This window comes from Actinomyces lilanjuaniae, assembly GCF_003606385.1.
Taxonomy (GTDB): domain Bacteria; phylum Actinomycetota; class Actinomycetes; order Actinomycetales; family Actinomycetaceae; genus Actinomyces; species Actinomyces lilanjuaniae.
Genome location: NZ_CP032514.1, coordinates 72,104 through 89,163 on the forward strand (window position 1 = coordinate 72,104; position 17,060 = coordinate 89,163).

Annotated in this window: 19 protein-coding genes and 1 pseudogene; 6 read left to right on the forward strand and 14 right to left on the reverse strand. The window is 68.6% G+C overall.

Features of this window, described 5'->3' with window-relative positions; genetic code table 11:
* Positions 1-146: 146 nt before the first annotated feature.
* On the reverse strand, positions 147-872 hold the full coding sequence (locus tag D5R93_RS00340) for a response regulator (RefSeq protein WP_120203087.1): 726 nt from the start codon (positions 870-872) through the stop codon (positions 147-149).
* Entirely contained in the window at positions 869-2,062 is a 1,194-nt protein-coding gene (locus D5R93_RS00345) for a sensor histidine kinase (RefSeq protein ID WP_243106834.1), read from the reverse strand. Before D5R93_RS00345 ends, D5R93_RS00340 begins: the two co-directional genes overlap by 4 nt.
* A 794-nt stretch (positions 2,063-2,856) precedes the next feature.
* Here D5R93_RS00345 and D5R93_RS00350 point away from each other — a divergent pair.
* Together D5R93_RS00350 and D5R93_RS12970 are read left to right on the forward strand one after the other, a co-directional pair.
* Entirely contained in the window at positions 2,857-3,042 is a 186-nt protein-coding gene (locus D5R93_RS00350; protein WP_120203090.1) for a hypothetical protein, read from the forward strand.
* Between the two features lie 266 nt (positions 3,043-3,308).
* Positions 3,309-3,506, forward strand: a complete 198-nt coding sequence (locus tag D5R93_RS12970; protein ID WP_162933734.1) for a hypothetical protein — start codon at positions 3,309-3,311, stop codon at positions 3,504-3,506.
* 116 nt (positions 3,507-3,622) lie between these two features.
* Here D5R93_RS12970 and D5R93_RS00355 read toward each other — a convergent pair whose 3' ends face one another.
* From D5R93_RS00355 to D5R93_RS13685, 7 genes are all read right to left on the reverse strand, one after another.
* Positions 3,623-4,513: an ABC transporter permease gene (locus tag D5R93_RS00355; protein WP_120203092.1), complete on the reverse strand. Its 891-nt coding sequence runs from the start codon at positions 4,511-4,513 to the stop codon at positions 3,623-3,625.
* A 44-nt stretch (positions 4,514-4,557) separates the two neighbouring features.
* Positions 4,558-5,319, reverse strand: a complete 762-nt coding sequence (locus tag D5R93_RS00360) for an ABC transporter permease (protein ID WP_162933735.1) — start codon at positions 5,317-5,319, stop codon at positions 4,558-4,560.
* 10 nt (positions 5,320-5,329) lie between these two features.
* Positions 5,330-6,439, reverse strand: a complete 1,110-nt coding sequence (locus D5R93_RS00365; RefSeq protein WP_243106835.1) for an ATP-binding cassette domain-containing protein — start codon at positions 6,437-6,439, stop codon at positions 5,330-5,332.
* Positions 6,440-6,965: 526 nt separating this feature from the next.
* Positions 6,966-7,148 carry a Fic family protein gene (locus tag D5R93_RS13670; protein ID WP_243106836.1) on the reverse strand — a complete coding sequence of 61 codons (183 nt, stop codon included), beginning with the start codon at positions 7,146-7,148 and terminating at the stop codon, positions 6,966-6,968.
* A 251-nt stretch (positions 7,149-7,399) separates the two neighbouring features.
* Positions 7,400-7,738, reverse strand: coding sequence for an ATP-binding protein (locus tag D5R93_RS13675; protein ID WP_243106837.1), 339 nt, complete (start codon positions 7,736-7,738; stop codon positions 7,400-7,402).
* A gap of 306 nt (positions 7,739-8,044) precedes the next feature.
* A complete protein-coding gene (locus D5R93_RS13680) occupies positions 8,045-9,640 on the reverse strand; it encodes a lysylphosphatidylglycerol synthase transmembrane domain-containing protein (RefSeq protein WP_243106838.1) in 1,596 nt (531 codons plus the stop codon).
* Entirely contained in the window at positions 9,604-10,812 is a 1,209-nt protein-coding gene (locus D5R93_RS13685; RefSeq protein ID WP_243106839.1) for a hypothetical protein, read from the reverse strand. Before D5R93_RS13685 ends, D5R93_RS13680 begins: the two co-directional genes overlap by 37 nt.
* A gap of 346 nt (positions 10,813-11,158) precedes the next feature.
* Here D5R93_RS13685 and D5R93_RS00380 point away from each other — a divergent pair, with 346 nt between their 5' ends.
* Entirely contained in the window at positions 11,159-11,929 is a 771-nt protein-coding gene (locus D5R93_RS00380; protein ID WP_243106840.1) for a hypothetical protein, read from the forward strand.
* Positions 11,916-12,221, forward strand: coding sequence for a winged helix-turn-helix domain-containing protein (locus D5R93_RS00385; RefSeq protein WP_120203098.1), 306 nt, complete (start codon positions 11,916-11,918; stop codon positions 12,219-12,221). Before D5R93_RS00380 ends, D5R93_RS00385 begins: the two co-directional genes overlap by 14 nt.
* A gap of 48 nt (positions 12,222-12,269) precedes the next feature.
* On the opposite strand, the gene D5R93_RS00390 is transcribed toward D5R93_RS00385, so the two are convergent.
* The 3 genes from D5R93_RS00390 to D5R93_RS00400 all read right to left on the reverse strand — a co-directional run bounded on the left by D5R93_RS00390 (position 12,270) and on the right by D5R93_RS00400 (position 15,567).
* Positions 12,270-14,819 (reverse strand): heavy metal translocating P-type ATPase, encoded by a 2,550-nt coding sequence (locus D5R93_RS00390; RefSeq protein WP_120203100.1) that lies wholly within the window; start codon positions 14,817-14,819, stop codon positions 12,270-12,272.
* Positions 14,816-15,085 (reverse strand): heavy-metal-associated domain-containing protein, encoded by a 270-nt coding sequence (locus tag D5R93_RS00395; protein WP_119835299.1) that lies wholly within the window; start codon positions 15,083-15,085, stop codon positions 14,816-14,818. The genes D5R93_RS00390 and D5R93_RS00395 overlap by 4 nt, the downstream gene beginning before the upstream one ends.
* 200 nt (positions 15,086-15,285) lie before the next feature.
* Positions 15,286-15,567 (reverse strand): metal-sensitive transcriptional regulator, encoded by a 282-nt coding sequence (locus tag D5R93_RS00400; RefSeq protein WP_119835298.1) that lies wholly within the window; start codon positions 15,565-15,567, stop codon positions 15,286-15,288.
* A 263-nt stretch (positions 15,568-15,830) separates the two neighbouring features.
* On the opposite strand from D5R93_RS00400, the pseudogene D5R93_RS15100 reads away from it, so the two are divergent.
* Positions 15,831-15,962: pseudogene (locus D5R93_RS15100) on the forward strand (variant leucine-rich repeat-containing protein); the annotation flags it as partial.
* 153 nt (positions 15,963-16,115) lie between these two features.
* Positions 16,116-16,301 (forward strand): hypothetical protein, encoded by a 186-nt coding sequence (locus D5R93_RS00405; protein WP_120203103.1) that lies wholly within the window; start codon positions 16,116-16,118, stop codon positions 16,299-16,301.
* 13 nt (positions 16,302-16,314) lie between these two features.
* Here the strand turns inward: D5R93_RS00405 and D5R93_RS14650 are convergent, their stop codons facing one another.
* Positions 16,315-16,584 (reverse strand): response regulator transcription factor, encoded by a 270-nt coding sequence (locus tag D5R93_RS14650; RefSeq protein WP_341466834.1) that lies wholly within the window; start codon positions 16,582-16,584, stop codon positions 16,315-16,317.
* On the reverse strand, positions 16,568-17,002 hold the full coding sequence (locus D5R93_RS14655; RefSeq protein WP_341466835.1) for a response regulator transcription factor: 435 nt from the start codon (positions 17,000-17,002) through the stop codon (positions 16,568-16,570). Before D5R93_RS14655 ends, D5R93_RS14650 begins: the two co-directional genes overlap by 17 nt.
* Positions 17,003-17,060: the final 58 nt, after the last annotated feature.

Sequence of the window (17,060 nt, forward strand, 5' to 3'; positions counted from 1 at the left end):
GCATCGGCCGTGCGGCCCGGTCGGTTGGCTGGTAGCCAGGTCGTGCTTCTGGCTGCAGGTGGTGGCCCGGGCTGGGGTCGGCTCTGGAGGAGGTCGTCGTCAACCACCGGGTCGGCTTCCCGCACACGTGGGTGCCAGGCTCGGGTCTAGAGGAGGTGGTTGTTGAGGGCGTAGACGACGGCGCCGACCCGGTCCCGCACGCCGAGCTTGGCGATAATGGCGGAGACGTGAGCCTTGACCGTGGCCTGGCTGAGGGTAAGACGGCGGGCGATCTGCTTATTGGTCAGGGACTCAGCGAGGAGGGCCAGGATCTCCTGCTCCCGGGCGGTCAGTGTGACGCCGCTGGGGAGTGCCGCAGAGGCGTGCTGCTGCGACTTCCCAGGTGAGGAGGGCGATGAGTGGGAGGTACTGTGGGCACCGTCTGGCCGGAGGTGCTCCGCGACGACGGCTGAGCACGTCGGGGACATGACAAAGTTGCCTGCGACAGCCTGCTGGATGGCTCCTACCAAGGAGCCGATGTCGTCGTCCTTGGCGACGACCCCGCGCACCCCTGCGGCCATGGCCTTCTCCATGACGGAGTCGGTGGCAAAGGCGGTCAGGATGAGGACAGCCAGGTCGGGGACCTCTTTGTGGAGGATCTGGGTAAGGACGAGCCCGTCCGTGCGGGGCATCTGGACATCGAGAAGGAGCGCCTGGACGGGTGGGGTGTCCGGGGAGCGGATGAGCTCGAGGGCCTCCTGGCCGTCCTTGGCGGTCCAGGCGACGTGAACCTGCCCGGTGCCGGACAGCAGGCCAGTGAGGGTGCGGCGTACCAGGGGGTCGTCGTCGGCGATCCCGATGCTGATCGTGGCGGTGGTCTCGGTGCTGGTCATGGCGGTATCTCCGGCGAGAGGGCGGGTGGTGGCTCCAGTGGCACAACTGCAGAGGCGGTCCAGCTGCCGTCCTCTTCCCGGGTGGACAGGGAACCGTCGACGGCGGCGAGCCTCTCCCGCATGCCCAGGAGTCCTGTGCCCGAGGTAGGCAGGTCGTGGGCGGGGTTGGGAGAGGTCCCGTTGGTCATGACCAGGCACACCTGGTTGGTCTCCTTGGCCAGGGTGATCGTCACCGACTGGTCGGTGGTGCCGTGGCGCATGATGTTGGAGCCCATCTCCCGGGCAACCCGGGACAGGGTGACGGCCTGGAGCCGGGGGCACTCGCCCTCGTCTGTGCTGCGCAGCGTCACGCTGAACCCAGAAGCGGACAGGTCGTCGGCAACGGCCTGGAGCGCCGCGTCCAGGCCGACGACCACGGTCTGCGAAGTGGCTGAAGGGTCCTCCAGCGTGGAGCCTGCCTGGGTGCGCCGCAGCACCCGCAGCACCAGGCGCAGCTCGTGGAGCGCGTCAGCAGCGGTAGCGCTGATCGCGTGGAGCTCCTGGCGTACGTCCTCCGGGTAGGAGGGGTCGGCGGCCGCGCTGCGGGCACGCAGCACGGTCTGGGACATGGAGTAGGCCACCAGGTCATGCATCTCCCGTGCCACCTCGGCGCGCACGGCCTCCAGCCGTTCTTCCCCGGCGCTGATCTCCTGACGCAGGGTGGACTCCCTGCGTCGCAGGAGCGCACCCGGTGGAAGGGTGCAGGCAAGAAGGAACAGGTAAAGTACCACTGTGGGCGGGGTAGCGAGCACGACAGTGGCCAGTGGGACTGCCGCTCCCAGGCACAGTGCGGCCCGCAGAGGCAGGAAGCGCCCCAGGAAGAAGAAAAGAGCTGCGTGGGTGATGGCGACGTCGTCGGCGTAGGGTCCTGGGAACCTGAGAAGGACCACCCACAGCACCAGGTAGGCCACGGCACCGGTCAGCGGGCGCATCGGCACTGCTGTCAGGGTGAGAAGCGCCAGGAGGAGGAAGGTCAGGCGTGCCAGGCTTGCAGGCTCGAGGAGAGTCATCATGAGCACCAGGTTGACCAGCCCGATGAGGAACCCGGCGGCAGCGTAACGCCTGCGCTCGTCACGAGGCACTAGCGGTGCCGAGGCTGTTGCGCCTGGTTGGCCGGTCTCGGTCCGCTCGCGCCCGCTCGACACGTCCATGCAAATTTTCTACAGTATGTGTCACAGATTTGTCAAGAGTCAGTGGTGTTCGCATGCCGGGGTAGGTCGTGCTGTACATAAGGTGCGCGGAGAGGCGGGTGACGAACCATCGTTATTGTGAGCAACTTAGTTTTTATGCGAAGGTGCGTGGACTTGTGAGGTCGGTGGTGGGTGACGTGGTGCACCTTCCGCGCATCGGTTGCATCGACGGCCTCGGTGACTGCTGACGTGCCCGTACCCGAGGGGGCTGTTCCACAAGCCCAGGTGTCCCGTCACGACACCGGGTCCCGTCGCGTAGGTGCCCCACGGTGCCTCGGGCTGAGACAGGTGGAGGGAGACTAAGTGGAGGCACTGCAGGTGGGGCCTTGGCGGGCTTCCCCGCTCGGCTGCACCAGGGCTGGTTGTGCCTGGTGCTGTCCATCGACAGCATCACGGGGTGGTCTGCTGTCCGGCAGCCTCACCGGTCTGGCCGGGTTCGGCTCCGGGTGACCGGTGTCTGCCCGGGAAGCTTCGGCCGACTGGCTAGCCCAGTTGGCTGGTTCGCACGCCCCTCACCCGTGGTGTCATGGTACCCGCTGCCCCGCAAAGTGCCTCTCCTCATCCGGGCTGCTCTGCTTCGAGGGTCTACACGCCTGTGCCGTCCTCGCCCTCTGCCGAATCTGTCTTTGGGGGGCGGTGTTGGTGTCGCGGCGATGCGATTGCTACCTGATTCTGTCCGAGCCCACCCGGTCCGCGTGAGGACGGAAGTCCTCACGCGGACCGGATACATTTCCATCCCAATTTAAGGAGACACAGTGTTTGACAAGTCTATGAGAACATCTGGAGTTATAGCGGCCCTGATTGTTACCCTCGGGGCTCTCGTCGCACTGGGTGCCGTGTTTATTAATGCGCCCCATCTTCAGTTCATCAATGTTGCGGTTATGCTTGCCCTTGTTGGGGTTCTCGCTGCGATCGTCATGAGGGCGAGGGGGAAGAAGTAGGGAAGTTTCCGCCAACAAGTAGATATCCGCCCCTCGGGGTGCTGCACCTTGTGGGGATGAGAGGCGTCCCGGTCCCGCTGTCTCCTTTAGGGGTGGGTGCGGGCCTATGACCAGTGTCCTGGAGTGGGTTACATCTGCGGCAGACTGTCCTCATGGTGGACCGCAGGAAGAGTTCCCGGGGTGCTCATGGCTGCTCTATACCTAGGGCGCTATCCGTGGTGCTGCCGCAGTTGAGTCAGACGTGTTTGCAGAAGTAGGGGGCTGACGTGCTTGACTTTTCCTCTACTAGGGCAAGAATACTGGCAACCGCCTGGTCGGGCTGGCTGGTATCGATTGCCATGCTGGTGTTGCTTTTTGCCGACGGCCTTATGAGGGCGGTGGTTATATCCGTCCTCGTCGTGATGGAGATGCTGCTGCTTGGAGTGCTGCTTGCCAGCATACGGAGGACGGGTGACCGTGAATGATCCGGTGATACCCGGGTAGTCTTGCGTGCGAGTACGGTAGGTAACTCATGCTATGACAGCATATGCTTGCCTGCCCCTCAGGCCCGTCAACGCGTACTCGCTAGATTTCCGTGGCATCAGTGCTGCTTTTTTCTGAGTGCCCGCCTGCTGAGGAGGACGGTGGCGGTGATGAGGATGCCGTTCCAGATGAGGAACCAGGCGAGGCCTGCGGGTGAGGGTGTGGACAGCGTGCGGGCCTGCATGCCGAGGGTGGCCTGGGAGTAGGGGTAGATGCTGGTCAGCGGTGGAACGACGAGTGTGATGGCCAGACTGAGGAAGGAGGCTCCCAGGCCAGTCAGGACGGTGGTGGCCAGGCTGGGCACGTAGATGCCGATGAGCAGTTGGGCGGTGGCGATGGTGACAGCTCCCAGTGTGCCCAGGAGAACCCAGGTAATCATGGTGGCGAGGTCGGTGAAGGTGAGGTGGAAGCCCAGAGCGGTGCTGGCGGCCAGCACGAGCAGGAGGAAGGCCGTCTGGCAGTAGAGGGCGAACAGAGCGACCAGGGCGAGCTTGCCGGTGTAGGTAGTGGTGGCGGCACCGTAGGTCGCCATACGACGCCAGTTGTCGTGCTCGTGCTCCATGCGGGTCAGGCCGGCGGCACGGAAGGTGATCAGCATGGGCAGGAAGAAGACGCTCCATAGCAGCCCACCCTGGCCCCACACGACCTGCCAGGTGATTCCCTGGGCCTGGAAGCTCTCGGTGTAGGACAAGTACCTGCCAGTTCCGTTGGCGACGTTGAGGGCGGCCAGAGCCAGGGCCAGGGTGGCCAGGATCCAGAGGCGCTTGGACTTGGCGTGTTCAATAGCCAGAGGTAGCAGGAGCCGTTCGCGCAGCCAGCCGCCAGTCTCGCTGTGCGGGCTAGGGCGAGTGGGTACGGGTGCGCTCTCGGGCCGCAGTACCGGGCTCGTTGTCGTAGTGGGGTGGCTTGGTGTGCCGGGTATGGAGGTAGTCATGGTGACGCTGGTCATGGGGTGGTCTCCTGGTTGTCTCCGGCCTGGTGGCGGAAGGCAGGTCAGCGCGTGACCTGTCGGCTGAAGGTGGTCTGGGCAACAGCGGTGGCGACCAGGCTGACGATGACGACAATGGCGACGTAGGTGCCCAGGTGGTCTACGGGGACGAAGCCGGTGATCGTGCCCTCGATCTGCTGCATGCGCACGGGCACGAGCAGGGCAGGGTACTGCCAGGGTAGGACGGTGGCCACGGAGTCAGGCACGACAAAGCCGACGAGGCTTGCGCTCAGGGCACCCAGGGCGCCGACAGTTAGGGTCAGGGCCTGGCGGCGCACGAGCAGCGCCAGGGCCAGGTGGATAGCAGTCATGGCGATGTTGGCCACCATCAGTCCGGCCAGCCAGGTAGCGGTCAGACCAGGGTCAGCGGGCACCCCGCCGACAGCGCCTACCAGGGTGGTGGTGGGCACGAGGGCGAGGGCGGGCACCGAGCAGGCGGCTACGGCAGTGGTGAGCTTGGCCAGGAAAAAAGGGGCGCGCGGCTGGCCGTCGGCGAGGAGCTGGGACAGCATGGTGCTGTCGTGCTCGGTGGCGGCCAGGCGTGAGGCGACTACTGCAGAGATGATGGGGGTGACCACGGCATGCACGCTTGATGTCTCTCCGATCGCGTAGCCGGCGTCCACAGCGATCCCGGTAGTGCCAGAGCGCGTGATGACAATGCTCAGGACTGCTGTGGCCCAGGCCAGCTCGATACCAGTGGCCAGGACCAAGGTCAGCCACAGACGAGACCTTTTGAGCTTGGAGATCTCCAGTCCCAATGTCCTCATTCTCCTACTCCTACTTCCCGTGTACTCCCTGTGGCTCCGGGTAAGCGACCTGGTGGGGCGGCGCTTGGGTAGCCGATGCCGGGTGGGTAGCCTGGCCCATGGCATGGTGCGCGGGTGCCTGCTGCGCTCGGTGCTGGACACCCTGTGGTAAAGGCGGCTGGTGAGCCTGTCGTGGCACGCCGGGCTGGGTAGGGTTGGACTGGTTTTGTGGCGGTGCCTGTTCGGTGATGTCGAGGAAGATCTGCTCCAGGGAGCGGCGGCGCAGCTCGACGCGGTAGATGCTGGTGCCCGCGCTGACCAAGGTGGCGACGAGGCGGGCGACGTGGTCGTCGTTGTAGGCGGGCAGGGTGATCTCACCGTCCTCCACGGAGCGGACCTGCCACCCCTGGGCGGCCAGTTCTCGGGCAGTGGGCACGGCCTGAGAGGTGTCCACCCGGACCACAAGGCGGCCTGCCTCCCTCAGGGCGGACAGGGGGCCCTGGTAGACCAGGTGGCCCTGGGTGATAATGCCGATGGTGTCGGCCATCTGCTCGATCTCGCTGAGCAGGTGGCTGGAGACCACCACGGTGATGCCCCGGGTGCGCGGCAGGTTAGTGATGAGGTCGCGGATCTCGTGAATGCCGGAGGGATCTAGCCCGTTGGTGGGCTCGTCCAGGACCAGCAGCTCGGGGTCTCCCAGCAGGGCCATGGCTAGGCCCAGGCGCTGCTTCATGCCCAGGGAGTAGGTCCGCGCCAGCTTGTCGCCGGCGTGGGACAGTCCCACGGTGTCCAGGGCCGGGCCTACGCTGGAGGCGGGCAGGTGCTTGACCCGGCGCACGATGTCGAGGTTCTCCCGCCCGGTGAGGTGGCCGTAGAAGGAAGGCTGTTCGATCAAGGACCCCACCCGCGCCAGCGTGCGCCGGGGCGAGAACGGCTCACCAAAGACCTCTACGCTGCCGGCGGAGGGGCGAGTCAGTCCCAGCAGCATCTTCATCGTCGTGGACTTACCGGCCCCGTTGGGACCCAGAAACCCGTAGACCTGCCTCGCAGGTACCTCCAGGCCCACACCACTGACCACCTCAGCAGTCCCGTATCGCTTGGTTAGTCCGGTACTGCGCACCACCAGGTGCTGACTACTCACCGCTGAGCTCCTTTCCGGCTCCACCCCCGTCAGGAGCTGAGGCGCTGACTGCGTGACAAGTGTTATGCAGCATAACACCGGCAAGAATATGGTGGCCGTGGTAGCCCGGGATTCTCCTGCGACGACCGACCTAGTCCGATCGTCGCACTGACGTCCTGGAGGGGGACGCTCACGTGCTGCTGAGTCTTGGTCGACGGTAGCGCTGACGTCGTCCGACTATTGTGTTGACGTCAAGAGCCAGTGGTGCTGCCGTGCGCGGTAAAGATTAGTGTCAGGAAGAGGTGTTGACCCATTTGGAGTCTCCTTTTCCCGCACTTGACGTCGTGGCGGGGACGTGCCTAGCTACGTGACCGTGTACGCCTGGGCACCTCTGGGCGGTGAGCGGGCTGCTGGGCGTCCTGCACGCCGTGCGCCCTGGAACGTACGAGCAGGCGGTACAAGAGGTTCGTCACCAGCGCGAACCTGCTTGCCGCGTAGGCGGGTCTACCTGGCAGGCACCCTCTCCAGGAGGGGCGGGAAGTGCCGCTTAGCCAGGGGCTCTCGCAAGGCCTGCCAGCCAGGTGCGTCCGGTGTCGGTGATCCGGTAGCGCTGGTGGCGGCTCGTGGGCTTGTCCGGGATGGTCCGCTCCACAAGTCCGGCCTCGATCAGCGGTTCGAGATGGCGGCGCGCGTTGCGCGTCTCGTTGCTCAGTCCTATCTGGGACAGCACCTGCGCGCGAGTCCTGTCTGCGGTGCTGAGCAGGGAGAGGATCGCAACTCGATAGTCCTCCGACTCCGTGCCTTCGTGACGTGGTGCTCCGACTTGGTGACTCGACTTGGTGACTTGGCGCTCTGACTTGGTGACTCGACTTAGTGACTTGGTGCTCTGACTTGGTGCCCCGACTTGGTGACTCGACTTGTTCACTGGGATCACTGTCATGCTCGTCCGACTTGCTCACCTGCTCCCCGGTCGTGCTCGGGTCATGGCTGGGCGCGTAGATGGTCACCCGGACCCGGTCCTGGACCTCCTTGATGACGGGGTCGGAGGCCGACCTCGGCGACCTGCTCGAGGACGCGCTGGACACCGGTGCCCCACTGCTCCATGATCCCCGCCTCGCGGAAGACGCGCGCGAGGGCGGGGTTACGCAGGCGGGATACAGGCGGAGGGGAGGAAGCGTGTGGGATCAGGGCAGGCGGCGAGGATCCCGGCGTAGGTGGGGACGATCTGCCTGCAGCGGCTCCCTGTCGGGTGACGTAGTGGGAGCGCCGGGTGCTCAGCGGCGCGCCGACGACGAGTACCGTCTTGTCTCCCAGCGTCACCAGGTCGATCGCCGGGACCAGCTGCAGGGCTTGTCTGGCACGGTCATGGTGAGCCGCCTGTGGCCCAGCAGCGGGACCACGCGCCGCACACAGTTCTGCGACACCGGCCTGAGGATGACGGCATGCAGGATCGTGTCCTGGTGAACCGGGCAGTCCGTCGCTGCTCGCATCATGACCACTTCGTACCTAGTGTCCTGCCTACCGTCATACCTGCGCACCATACCTACGCGTGTAGGTATGTTTCTCCGGCTTCAGTTTCCTGGTCTCCGGCGGATGCTCCAGGCCTCGCGTAGCCCAGCCCACCCCTCACAGCTCCCCCGCTCTCTGGAGCCGCTGGAGGCTGAGCCAGCCCACGGGGATGGGGACCCAGAAGGTGACCAGCCGGTAGACGATCGCGGTGGACAGGGCGACCCCGGAGGGGATGCCGGCGGCGACCAGGCCTGCGGTCAGCGCCAGCTCGACCGGCCCGATCCCGCCGGGGGAGGGCACTACTGAGCCCACCGTGTTGGAGGCCAGGTAGGTGATGGCCAGGACCGAGAAGGACAGGGTGTAGCCGAAGGCCCACAGGCTGGCCGCGAAGGCCAGGATGTAGCTGAGGCTGAGTAGCACCGCCCCGCCGATCCCCAGTGACAGGCGCACGGGGTTGGACATGACCCACACCAGGCGTGGCCGTACCTGGCGGTAGGTGGGCTCGATCTTGGCCCACAGCCAGGTACGCGCCTGGGGGACGAGCAGCGCGCAGGCCACCACGACCACAAGGAGGCCGGCGGCGACCAGCACCCACCCAGACGGCAGGGTCAGCCCCGTGGACTGCCCGGTCAGGGCCGCCAGGATCACCAGCAGCACCACCGTGACCACGAACTGCACCACCTGCACCAGTGCCACCGTGGCGACACCGATAGCGGTGGGTACGCCCTTGCGGTGGAGGAAGCGCAGGTTGATAGCGGCCCCGCCCACGCCCGCCGGGGCGACGAGCGCCACCACCGAGCTGGCCAGGTGGACCTCGGTGGATCGCCACAGGGACAGCCTCTGGGGGCTGAAGGCCACCAGGGTCAGGCCGGCTCCCACGTAGGTGGCCAGGGAGAACACTAGCGCCCCCAGGATCCACCAGACGTTGGCGGCGGCCACGGCCTGGGAGACCTGCTCGAAGTTCATCCGGGCCAGCAGGGTCCACAGCGCCACCATGCCGATGACTGCCATGATGACGGTGCGTGCTGAGAACCGGCTCAGCCGGGCGGGCTCGGCCTGGGCCGTGGGTGTCAGGGCCACCAGGGCGTCGCGCAGCTCCTGGAGCACCTGGCGGCTCTCTCCCCGTCGCCCCATGGCCTCGCGGGTGTCACGCGGTAGGACGACTCGCTGGAGCATCGGGGCGATCGAGGCCAGCTGCTGGGTGCTCAGCGACCGGGACGCGGCGGCAATAGCCCGGTCCACCCCCGTGGTCAGCGCGGTCAGCGCCAGCGCCTGGGCCAGGTCCACCCGGCGGGACAGCTCGGAGGAGATGGTCTCGCCTGAGCCCCAGTCGAGCAGCCACACCCGCGACTTGGCGTCCACGACGACGCTAGTCGCGTCAATGGCCAGGTGGGCCAGGCCCGCGGCGTGGGCGTGGCGCAGCTGCTCCCACAGCTGGAGCAGGACGCGGTCGGGAACGTCCTCGCCCAGGTCGCGGATGGAGCGGGCTCCTGCGACGTGCTCGGTCACCAGCAGCACAGACTCGTCGGCCTCGGCGATCCCTAGGAGGCCGGGGGTGCGGACCAGGGCGCGCCGCGCCTCCAGGGTCATGAGGGCGGCGTGCTCAGCGGCCGGGCGCACCGACAGGTCCCGGCTGGGAGACAGGCCCTTGACGCGGATCCGGTCCCATATGGTGCTCAGGAGGCCGACCACCTGGCGGTCGGCGTCCAGCACGGTAACGTCGCGGCGCTGACCTGAGGTGTCCCACGTCGCGTAGGTGCGGTGGGCGGAGGTGCGCCCTGGCGACAGGGCTGAGCCGGAGGCCTCCAGCAGGAAGGCGTCCAGGGCGGTGCCCAGCTCGGCGTCGTCGACGGCGGTGATCGTGCTGGCAGGTCCTGCGGTCCCCTCGGCCTGGCGGGCTGCGGCAGGATCCGGTGGGGCGTCGGGGGACGGCAGGGGTTCTCACGCACCTGCTCGGTGTAGCCCAGGGGCGCGTCGGTGGTGACCTTCCAGGCCCGGGCGGGCAGGTGGGTGCTGGTAGGGCTGTAGTCAGTGCGCACCAGGTGGGTGGCGTCCACCCCGGCCCGGCGCAGGGCGCGCACCAGGGTGACCCCCTGCGCCCTGCGGTCGTTGACCCCGACGGCGTAGCGCATGACCAGGCCGACGACCCGTCCCAGGAGGACGGACAGGACCGCCCCGGGCAGGGTCAGGGCACTGCGCAGCACTGCCAGGCCGGTGATGGTCCACAGGGCGGCCCAGCCGGTGCGCACCACCGGGGAGCCTCGGCGGTCGCCGGCTCCGGTGAGCAGGCCCGCCAGGGTGGCAAAGACGGTGGAGATGCCGAGCTGGGCGGTGCCGGAGGCGGTCACGGTCAGCCCGGAGACCAGGGAGTCAGGCCCCCAGGTACCAAGGGTCGCCAGGAAGGCCAGCGCGACGAGGTTCCCCGCGGCCCCGGCCAGGGCCGCCTCCCCGGCGCCGCGCCAGGAGCCGCGCAGCAGGTGGTCCAGCAGGACGGCCAGGGGGATGGCGAAGGTCACCAGCCCCTCGACGGCCTGGAGGGGGAGGATGAGGATCTGGCGCAGCACCACGGCCAGGGCGTTCTGGACGTCCTGGGTGACGCCTGTCGTGGTCTGGTGGGCGTAGATCGCCAGGATGAGGACGGCGCCGACGCTGAGGATGGTGGCGGCCAGGTCCAGCAGGTCCTCGGTACGTCTGAGGCGGTGCGGGGGCGAGTCCACCAGGATGGTGGTGGAGCGTGGGGACGTCGGCCTGGGAGCCGTGGGGGCCTCCAGGGCGGGAGCGACGCCGATCGTAGGGATGCCCACCGGTGAGGTCGCCGGGGTGCTGGCAACGGCGGAGGTGCTGTGCTCGTCCGAACCGGGCGGGACGGCGTCCACGTCGTTCATGCGGGCGAGTCTAGGCGGCGGGTGGGGAAGTTCCTCTTTCTCGGGGACGACGCGCCCGCAGCGGGCCTGCCCGGGCGGGAGGCGGGAGACGGCGAGCGGGAGGAGGCTGCCGCCGGGCTCCGGCGGAACGTTCGGGTGAGGGTGGGAGACGGGGGAGCAGAGAGCGGGGCGCCCGGCGCTCAGGGGCCAGGACGGGGCGGCGCGCAGGTGAGGGTGGCACACCAGCGGGGGCAGGCGGCATGGACCTCCACTATGCAAAGAAGTTTGCAAAGCAAACTAGAGTGTGACATGGTTGTCTCGCAAAGTTTGTACAGCAAACTACTTGGAAGACAAGAGAGGATCTGCTATGAGTCATGACGGCGCCGCGCTCACCGAAGGAGCGGCAGCACAGGCAGAAGCACAGGCAGGGCAGGCCGGATCGATCGGACCTGCCGACCAGGCCGAGGTCCGCCCGCCCACACCCATGGAGGCGGAGGCCCTCATCGTCGCCCAGCGCAGGGACTACGCCCGGCGCAACACCATCCGGTCAGCGCCGCTGCTCCTCGCCTGGGGCCTGGCGTGGCTGCTGGGCTACACCACACTGGCCCTGGCTGGCGACGGGGGCGGCATCCGCGAGGGCACCAGCGCGGCTGTTGACGCCAGGGCAGCCTACACGGTCTTTGTCGCCTGCCTGGTGGCGGCCGGGATCTTCACTGCGGTCTACATTGCGCTGCGCAGCCGTGGGGTGCGTGGCACGAGTGGCCGCCAGGGAGTCCTCTACAGCGGGGCCTGGATAGGTGGTATGGCCCTGACCGGGGTCATCCTAGGCAGGCTCAACAGCTTCCTGGCCACGGTGGGCACCCCCGAGGCCGGTGCTGTGGGGGCGCTGGTGAGCAGCGCCGTCCCCTGCCTCGTGGTCGGGGTCATCTTCCTTGTCGGCGCCGCCCTGTGGGGGGACAACGTCATGGGGGCGCTGGGAGGCTGGATCCTGGCAGCTGCGGCCGTGGCGACCGTGGCTGGGCTCCCCTGGGCTTGGTGGGTCATGGCCGTCGGCGGAGGCGGGGGGATGCTGCTGGCCGCGGCCCGGGACTCCCTGGCCAGCCGCAGGATCGGGAGCCTGGACCGTGACCGCTGCTGAGGTCCACCTCGACCCTGTCATCCACGCTCAGGCCCGTCTGCGCATCGTGGCGACCCTGGCGGAGCTGCAGGAGGGCGACGAGCTCCACTTCCCCCGCCTGCGTGAGCTGCTGGGGATGACGGCGGGTAACCTGTCCGTCCACCTGTCCAGGCTGGAGGAGGCAGGCTACGTCCGCCAGTCCAAGTCCTTCTCCGGGCGCACCCCAGTCACCTACATCAGCCTCACCTCGGATGGCAGGGCAGCCTTTGAGCGCTACGTGCGTGACCTGCGCAGGCTGCTGGGCCAGGACTGAGGCCGACCGGTTGGTGGGGCACGTGTTCGGCCCGGTCGGCCCGAGGCTCTAGGCCCGGCGTAGGCGTAGGGAGTTGGTCACCACCATGACGCTGGAGGCGGCCATGGCTGCGCCGGCCACCATCGGGTTGAGCAGCCCCGCGACAGCCAGCGGGATCGCCGCCACGTTGTAGGCGAAGGCCCAGAACAGGTTCTGCCGGATGACCCGCAGTGTCGCCCGGGAGACCCGCACCGCAGCGACCACCGCGTCCAGGTCCGGGCGTACCAGGATGATGTCGGCCGCCTCGATGGCCACGTCCGTGCCCGAGCCCATCGCCATCCCCAGGCCGCGCGTACCGGCCTGGGCCAGGGCCGCCGCATCGTTGACGCCGTCGCCCACCATGCCCACGACCGCCCCCCGTGCCTGGAGGTCGGCAACAACGTCGTGCTTGTCGGCGGGCAGGACCTCGCTGACCACGTCGTCCTGGGCAATCCCGACCTGGGCCGCGACGTGGGTGGCAGCACGAGCGTTGTCGCCGGTCAGCAGGACCGGACGGAGACCCAGGTCACGCAGGCTGGCGACGGCGCCGGGGGAGGAGGGCCGGAGCGTGTCGCGGACCGCCAGGACCGCCACCGCCTCCAGTCCCGTCCCGTGGGGGTGCTCGACGGCCAGGGCCACCACCGTGGCGCCGGTCTCCTCGGCCTCGACCACCGCCTGCCTCAGGGCCTCGGGCAGGGGCGCGCCCAGCTGGGCCAGCCAGCCGGGGCGGCCTGCGGCGGCGTAACGCTCTGCGACCCGCCCGGTCACTCCCTGGCCCTCGTGGCTGCGGAAGTCTTCCACCGCAGGCAGGGCGTCCGTGCAGCCCCGGGCCGCCGAGGTGACGGCTGCCGCCACCGGGTGCTCGGAGGCCGACTCCAGGGCACCGACCAGGACCAGCGTCTCAGGAGACAGGGGCTGACGCGGCTGCGGGGGGCGGAGCTGCCAGGAGGCCTCCAGGTCCAGTGTCATACGCCCCTGCGTAACGGTCCCGGTCTTGTCCAGGACCACTGTGTCCAGGGTGCGCGTGGACTCCAGGACCTCCGGCCCCTTGATGACCACACCGAGCCGGGCGGCTCTGCCGGTGCCCACCAGCAGGGCCGTCGGTGTGGCCAGACCCAGCGCGCAGGGGCAGGCGATGACCAGGACCGCGACGGCGGAGGTCAGGCCGACCTGCGCCGTGTGCCCGGTGACCAGCCACCCCACCAGGGTGAGGGCGGCCAGGGCCAGGACCACCGGTACGAAAACAGCCGAGACCCGGTCGGCCAGACGCTGTACCGGCGCCTTCCCTGCCTGCGCCGCAGTGACCATAGCCCCGATCTGTGCCAGGGTGGTTCCCGTCCCCACCGCTGTGGCACGCACCAGCAGGGTTCCAGAGGTGCTGACGGTGGCGCCGATGACAACGTCGCCCCGGTCAACCTCCACCGGGACGGACTCCCCGGTCAGCATGGAGGCGTCTACGGCTGAGCGCCCCTCGACTACCACGCCGTCGGTGGCGACCTTCTCCCCGGGGCGCACGGTGAACAGGTCCCCGACAGCCAGCGCCTCCACGGGGACCCTCTCCTCGCTGCGCCGGGCCTGAGGAAGCGGGGCGCCGTCCTCGTCAAGGACGTCGATGCTGCTGGTAGAGCCCTCCGGGGAGGTAAGTATCACCCGGGTGACCTCCTTGGCGCCCAGCTCCAGAAGCGCGCGCAGGGCGTCCCCGGAACGGTACCTGGCGCGGGCTTCCGCGTAGCGGCCTGCCAGAAGGAAGGTCGTGACCCAGGCGGCGGACTCGAAGTACAGGTGCGGGTGGTCGGTCTGCTGCCGTGGCAGGAGCTCCATGGGCATGCGCATGCCCAGCTCCCCCGCCCCGCCCAGCAGGAGCGCCCACAGGCTCCAGGCGGTCGCGGCCAGCACACCTGTGGACACCAGGGTGTCCATGGTGAAGGTGCCGTGGCGCGCGGCGCTGAGGGCGGAGCGGTGGAAGGGCCAGGCCCCCCAGGTCGCCACCGGCAGGGCCAGGGTGGCGACGCCCCACTGCCACCCGGTCACCTGGAGCGCCGGGAGCATCGAGACCGCCATGACGGGAACCGACAGGAGCAGGCAGACCTGTAGCCGACTGCGCAGGTGCTCCGCCCGAGCCCGCTGGGACTCCCCGATGCGTGCCGTGCCTGCGCCTGTACCGCTTGTGCTGGTGGTGGGCGTCTGTGTGGCTGGGGCGGCTGCCTCGGGGCGCGACTGGTATGACGGCGCCGACGAGCCTGCCTGCTCCTGAGGCTGCTTCTGAGGCTCCTTGGCGGCCTCCTGGCCCGTCTGCGTGGGCAGGTCGGCGGTGACAGGTGCGTTGGTGGTACCAGTAACCTCAGCGGTGTAACCCGCTGCGGCGACGGTGGCCAGGAGCGTCTCGTCGCTGACAGGCTCGGTCAGGACCACGTGGGCGGACTCGGTGGCCAGGTTGACCGTCGCGGTGACGCCGTCCAGCCGGGAGAGCTTCTTCTCTACCCGTGCCACGCAGGCGGCGCAGGTCATGCCGCCTACCACCAGGTCCACAGTGCGTTGCGCAGCCCCGGGAGGCAGCGGCGGGCTGTCTGTCGTGCTCATGCCTGCCAGGTGTCGCGCTCGACGGCGTCCAGGGTGTAGTCCCCGGCCTCGTCGATTGCGGCTGCCAGGGCGTCGTCGTCGAGCCGGGTGTCTGAGACGACCGTGGCCACGGACTGGCCGCCCTTGTTGAGGATGACCGAGACGTTCTTGACGCCGTTGATGGCTTCCAGCTCCTCGGTGACGTGGGCGACGCAGTGGTCGCAGGTCAGTCCCGACACCCTGAGGGTGGTGGTGCGGTCGGTGCCGTCGGGCGTGAACTCTGTCATGGGGTTCTCCTTGGGTCTGTGTGTTCCGGTCTCTTGGCGTCTCTTGGTCTCTCGCAGGTCCCGTGCGGCCTGCTGCGCGGTGCCCCTGAGGGGGTGCCCTGGCGGGCTGCCGCGTGCGGGTGCCGTGGTACCGGGCGGGTGGGCTACTCAGCGGGCTGCTGGTCGCCTGCGGGTCTGATACGCAGCTGCGGGGGAGAGGGTCAGGAGCGGACCAGGCGGGTGACGGCCTCGCAGGCCTCGCGGATCTTCTCCCGTCCCTCCTCCTCGCTGGTCTGGGCCGCGGCCAGGACGCAGTGGCCCATGTGCTCCTCCAGGAGGGCGAGGCTGACGGCCTGGAGCGCCCTGGTGGCTGCGGAGACCTGGGTCAGGACGTCGACGCAGTAGATGTCCTCCTCGACCATGCGCGATATCCCGCGGACCTGGCCCTCGATCCGGCGCAGCCGCCTGAGGTGGTCCTCCTTGGTCTCGGTGTACCCGGCCATGCTGCCTCCCCGGCTGCCTCGCTGACTTCCTCTGCTCGCCCGGCTCGCGCCGCGCCGCAGGTGGTCCAAGTCTACCTCATATACCCCCAGGGGGTAAGGGGGCGGCCCCGGGTCTCGTCCTACCCCGCTGGAGCATCGGACTTCTTCCGCTGGAGCCCGGACGGGGAGCCACCAGCAGGGTAGTCATGCCATGCTCGTGCCATGACTAGCCCGACTCCCCTCCCCCGACCGCCCCGCCTGCTCCCACGGACGCCCAGCGAGCCGCCGCAGCCGACCCTGCTACTCCTGCGGGCACCCTCGCGGTCCTGGCGGGCAACCACCCCCAGCTGCGAGAGCTGATCGGACGCAACCCCGCCTGCCCGCCGGAGCTGCGCTCCTGGATCAGCCGTGCGCAGGCTGGTAGCGCGCAGTCTGGCGGTCCTGGCCGCGCGGGTGGGCTGTCACTGGAGGCCTCACATGGGGCGCACCAGCCCGACAGCGACGTACCGGACACCCTGGGCGCACCGCAGGAGGCGTCGTGGGCGCCCCACGGGTGGGAACCCTCCGACGTGGGCCTGGGGCCTGAGCCCTTCGGCTCCGTGCTGGGGGACCCGCTGACCGGCTCCCCGCTGGCTGACGTCAGCATGGATGACAGCGTGTACGACGAGGAGCAGCAGGCTGGTCCGAAGGGTGTCCCAGGAGGAGCGCCGTCACTCGACCGCCCCGCCCACGGCGTCCCAGGGAAGTACAGGTAGCAGGGAAGTACAGCTAGAAGGAGGCCCTTGTACCCGTGCGGGCGTAGCCGTGCCGGAAGGCCCAGGCCACGATCTCCAGGCGCGACCTCGCCCCTGTCTTGCCGAGCAGAGCGGAGACGTGCGTCTTGACTGTGGCCTCGGCGATCGCCAGACGCGAGGCGATCTGCCGGTTCGAGGCGCCCTCGCACAGCAGCCGCAGCACGTCGCGCTCCCGGTGGGACAAGACGGCGGCTGTGTCCACGTCGGGGACGGAGGCCAGCGCATAGTCAATGAGACGTGGCATGAGCGCCGGGGTGACGACCTTCCCCCGGAGTGCGCGACGCGGACCGCGGAGACGATCTCCTCTGTCGACGAGGTCTTGAGCAGGACGCTGCTGGCGCCCGCCTCCAGGCTCTGTAGCAGGGTGGCGTCGGTGTCCTGGGTAGCCAGGACGACGACGCGGGTCCGGGGGAGGCTCGCAGCACCTCCCGGATCATCGCGGTCCCCTCCACGGGGTCCTTGGCATCGCCGTGGAGGGAGGTGATGAGGACGTCAACGGTGTGCGCCCGCAGGAACGCCAGTGCCTGGTCCGCCGAGCGCGTCGTGGCCAGGACCTGGATGCCGACGTCAGCCAACAGGCAGGATCGCAGGTAGGTCAGTGCCATAGCGTCGTCGTCCACGACGGCGACCCTGATGGCCGAGGAGGAGGACTGGGAACTCATGTGTCTCCTTGTCGGGTACGCGGGCTCTCGCCGCCAGCTGCCGATCCACGTATCAAGC

Bases quoted from the DNA above. Each gene is read 5' to 3' on its own strand.
- D5R93_RS00390 (WP_120203100.1), bottom strand. From the start codon at position 14,819: ATGAGCACGACAGACAGCCCGCCGCTGCCTCCCGGGGCTGCGCAACGC.
- D5R93_RS00345 (WP_243106834.1), bottom strand. From the start codon at position 2,062: ATGGACGTGTCGAGCGGGCGCGAGCGGACCGAGACCGGCCAACCAGGC.
- D5R93_RS00340 (WP_120203087.1), bottom strand. From the start codon at position 872: ATGACCAGCACCGAGACCACCGCCACGATCAGCATCGGGATCGCCGAC.
- D5R93_RS00400 (WP_119835298.1), bottom strand. From the start codon at position 15,567: ATGGCCGGGTACACCGAGACCAAGGAGGACCACCTCAGGCGGCTGCGC.
- D5R93_RS00360 (WP_162933735.1), bottom strand. From the start codon at position 5,319: ATGAGGACATTGGGACTGGAGATCTCCAAGCTCAAAAGGTCTCGTCTG.
- D5R93_RS13685 (WP_243106839.1), bottom strand. From the start codon at position 10,812: ATGAACGACGTGGACGCCGTCCCGCCCGGTTCGGACGAGCACAGCACC.
- D5R93_RS14650 (WP_341466834.1), bottom strand. From the start codon at position 16,584: ATGCCACGTCTCATTGACTATGCGCTGGCCTCCGTCCCCGACGTGGAC.
- D5R93_RS14655 (WP_341466835.1), bottom strand. From the start codon at position 17,002: ATGAGTTCCCAGTCCTCCTCCTCGGCCATCAGGGTCGCCGTCGTGGAC.
- D5R93_RS00355 (WP_120203092.1), bottom strand. From the start codon at position 4,513: ATGACCAGCGTCACCATGACTACCTCCATACCCGGCACACCAAGCCAC.
- D5R93_RS00380 (WP_243106840.1), top strand. From the start codon at position 11,159: ATGAGTCATGACGGCGCCGCGCTCACCGAAGGAGCGGCAGCACAGGCA.
- D5R93_RS00395 (WP_119835299.1), bottom strand. From the start codon at position 15,085: ATGACAGAGTTCACGCCCGACGGCACCGACCGCACCACCACCCTCAGG.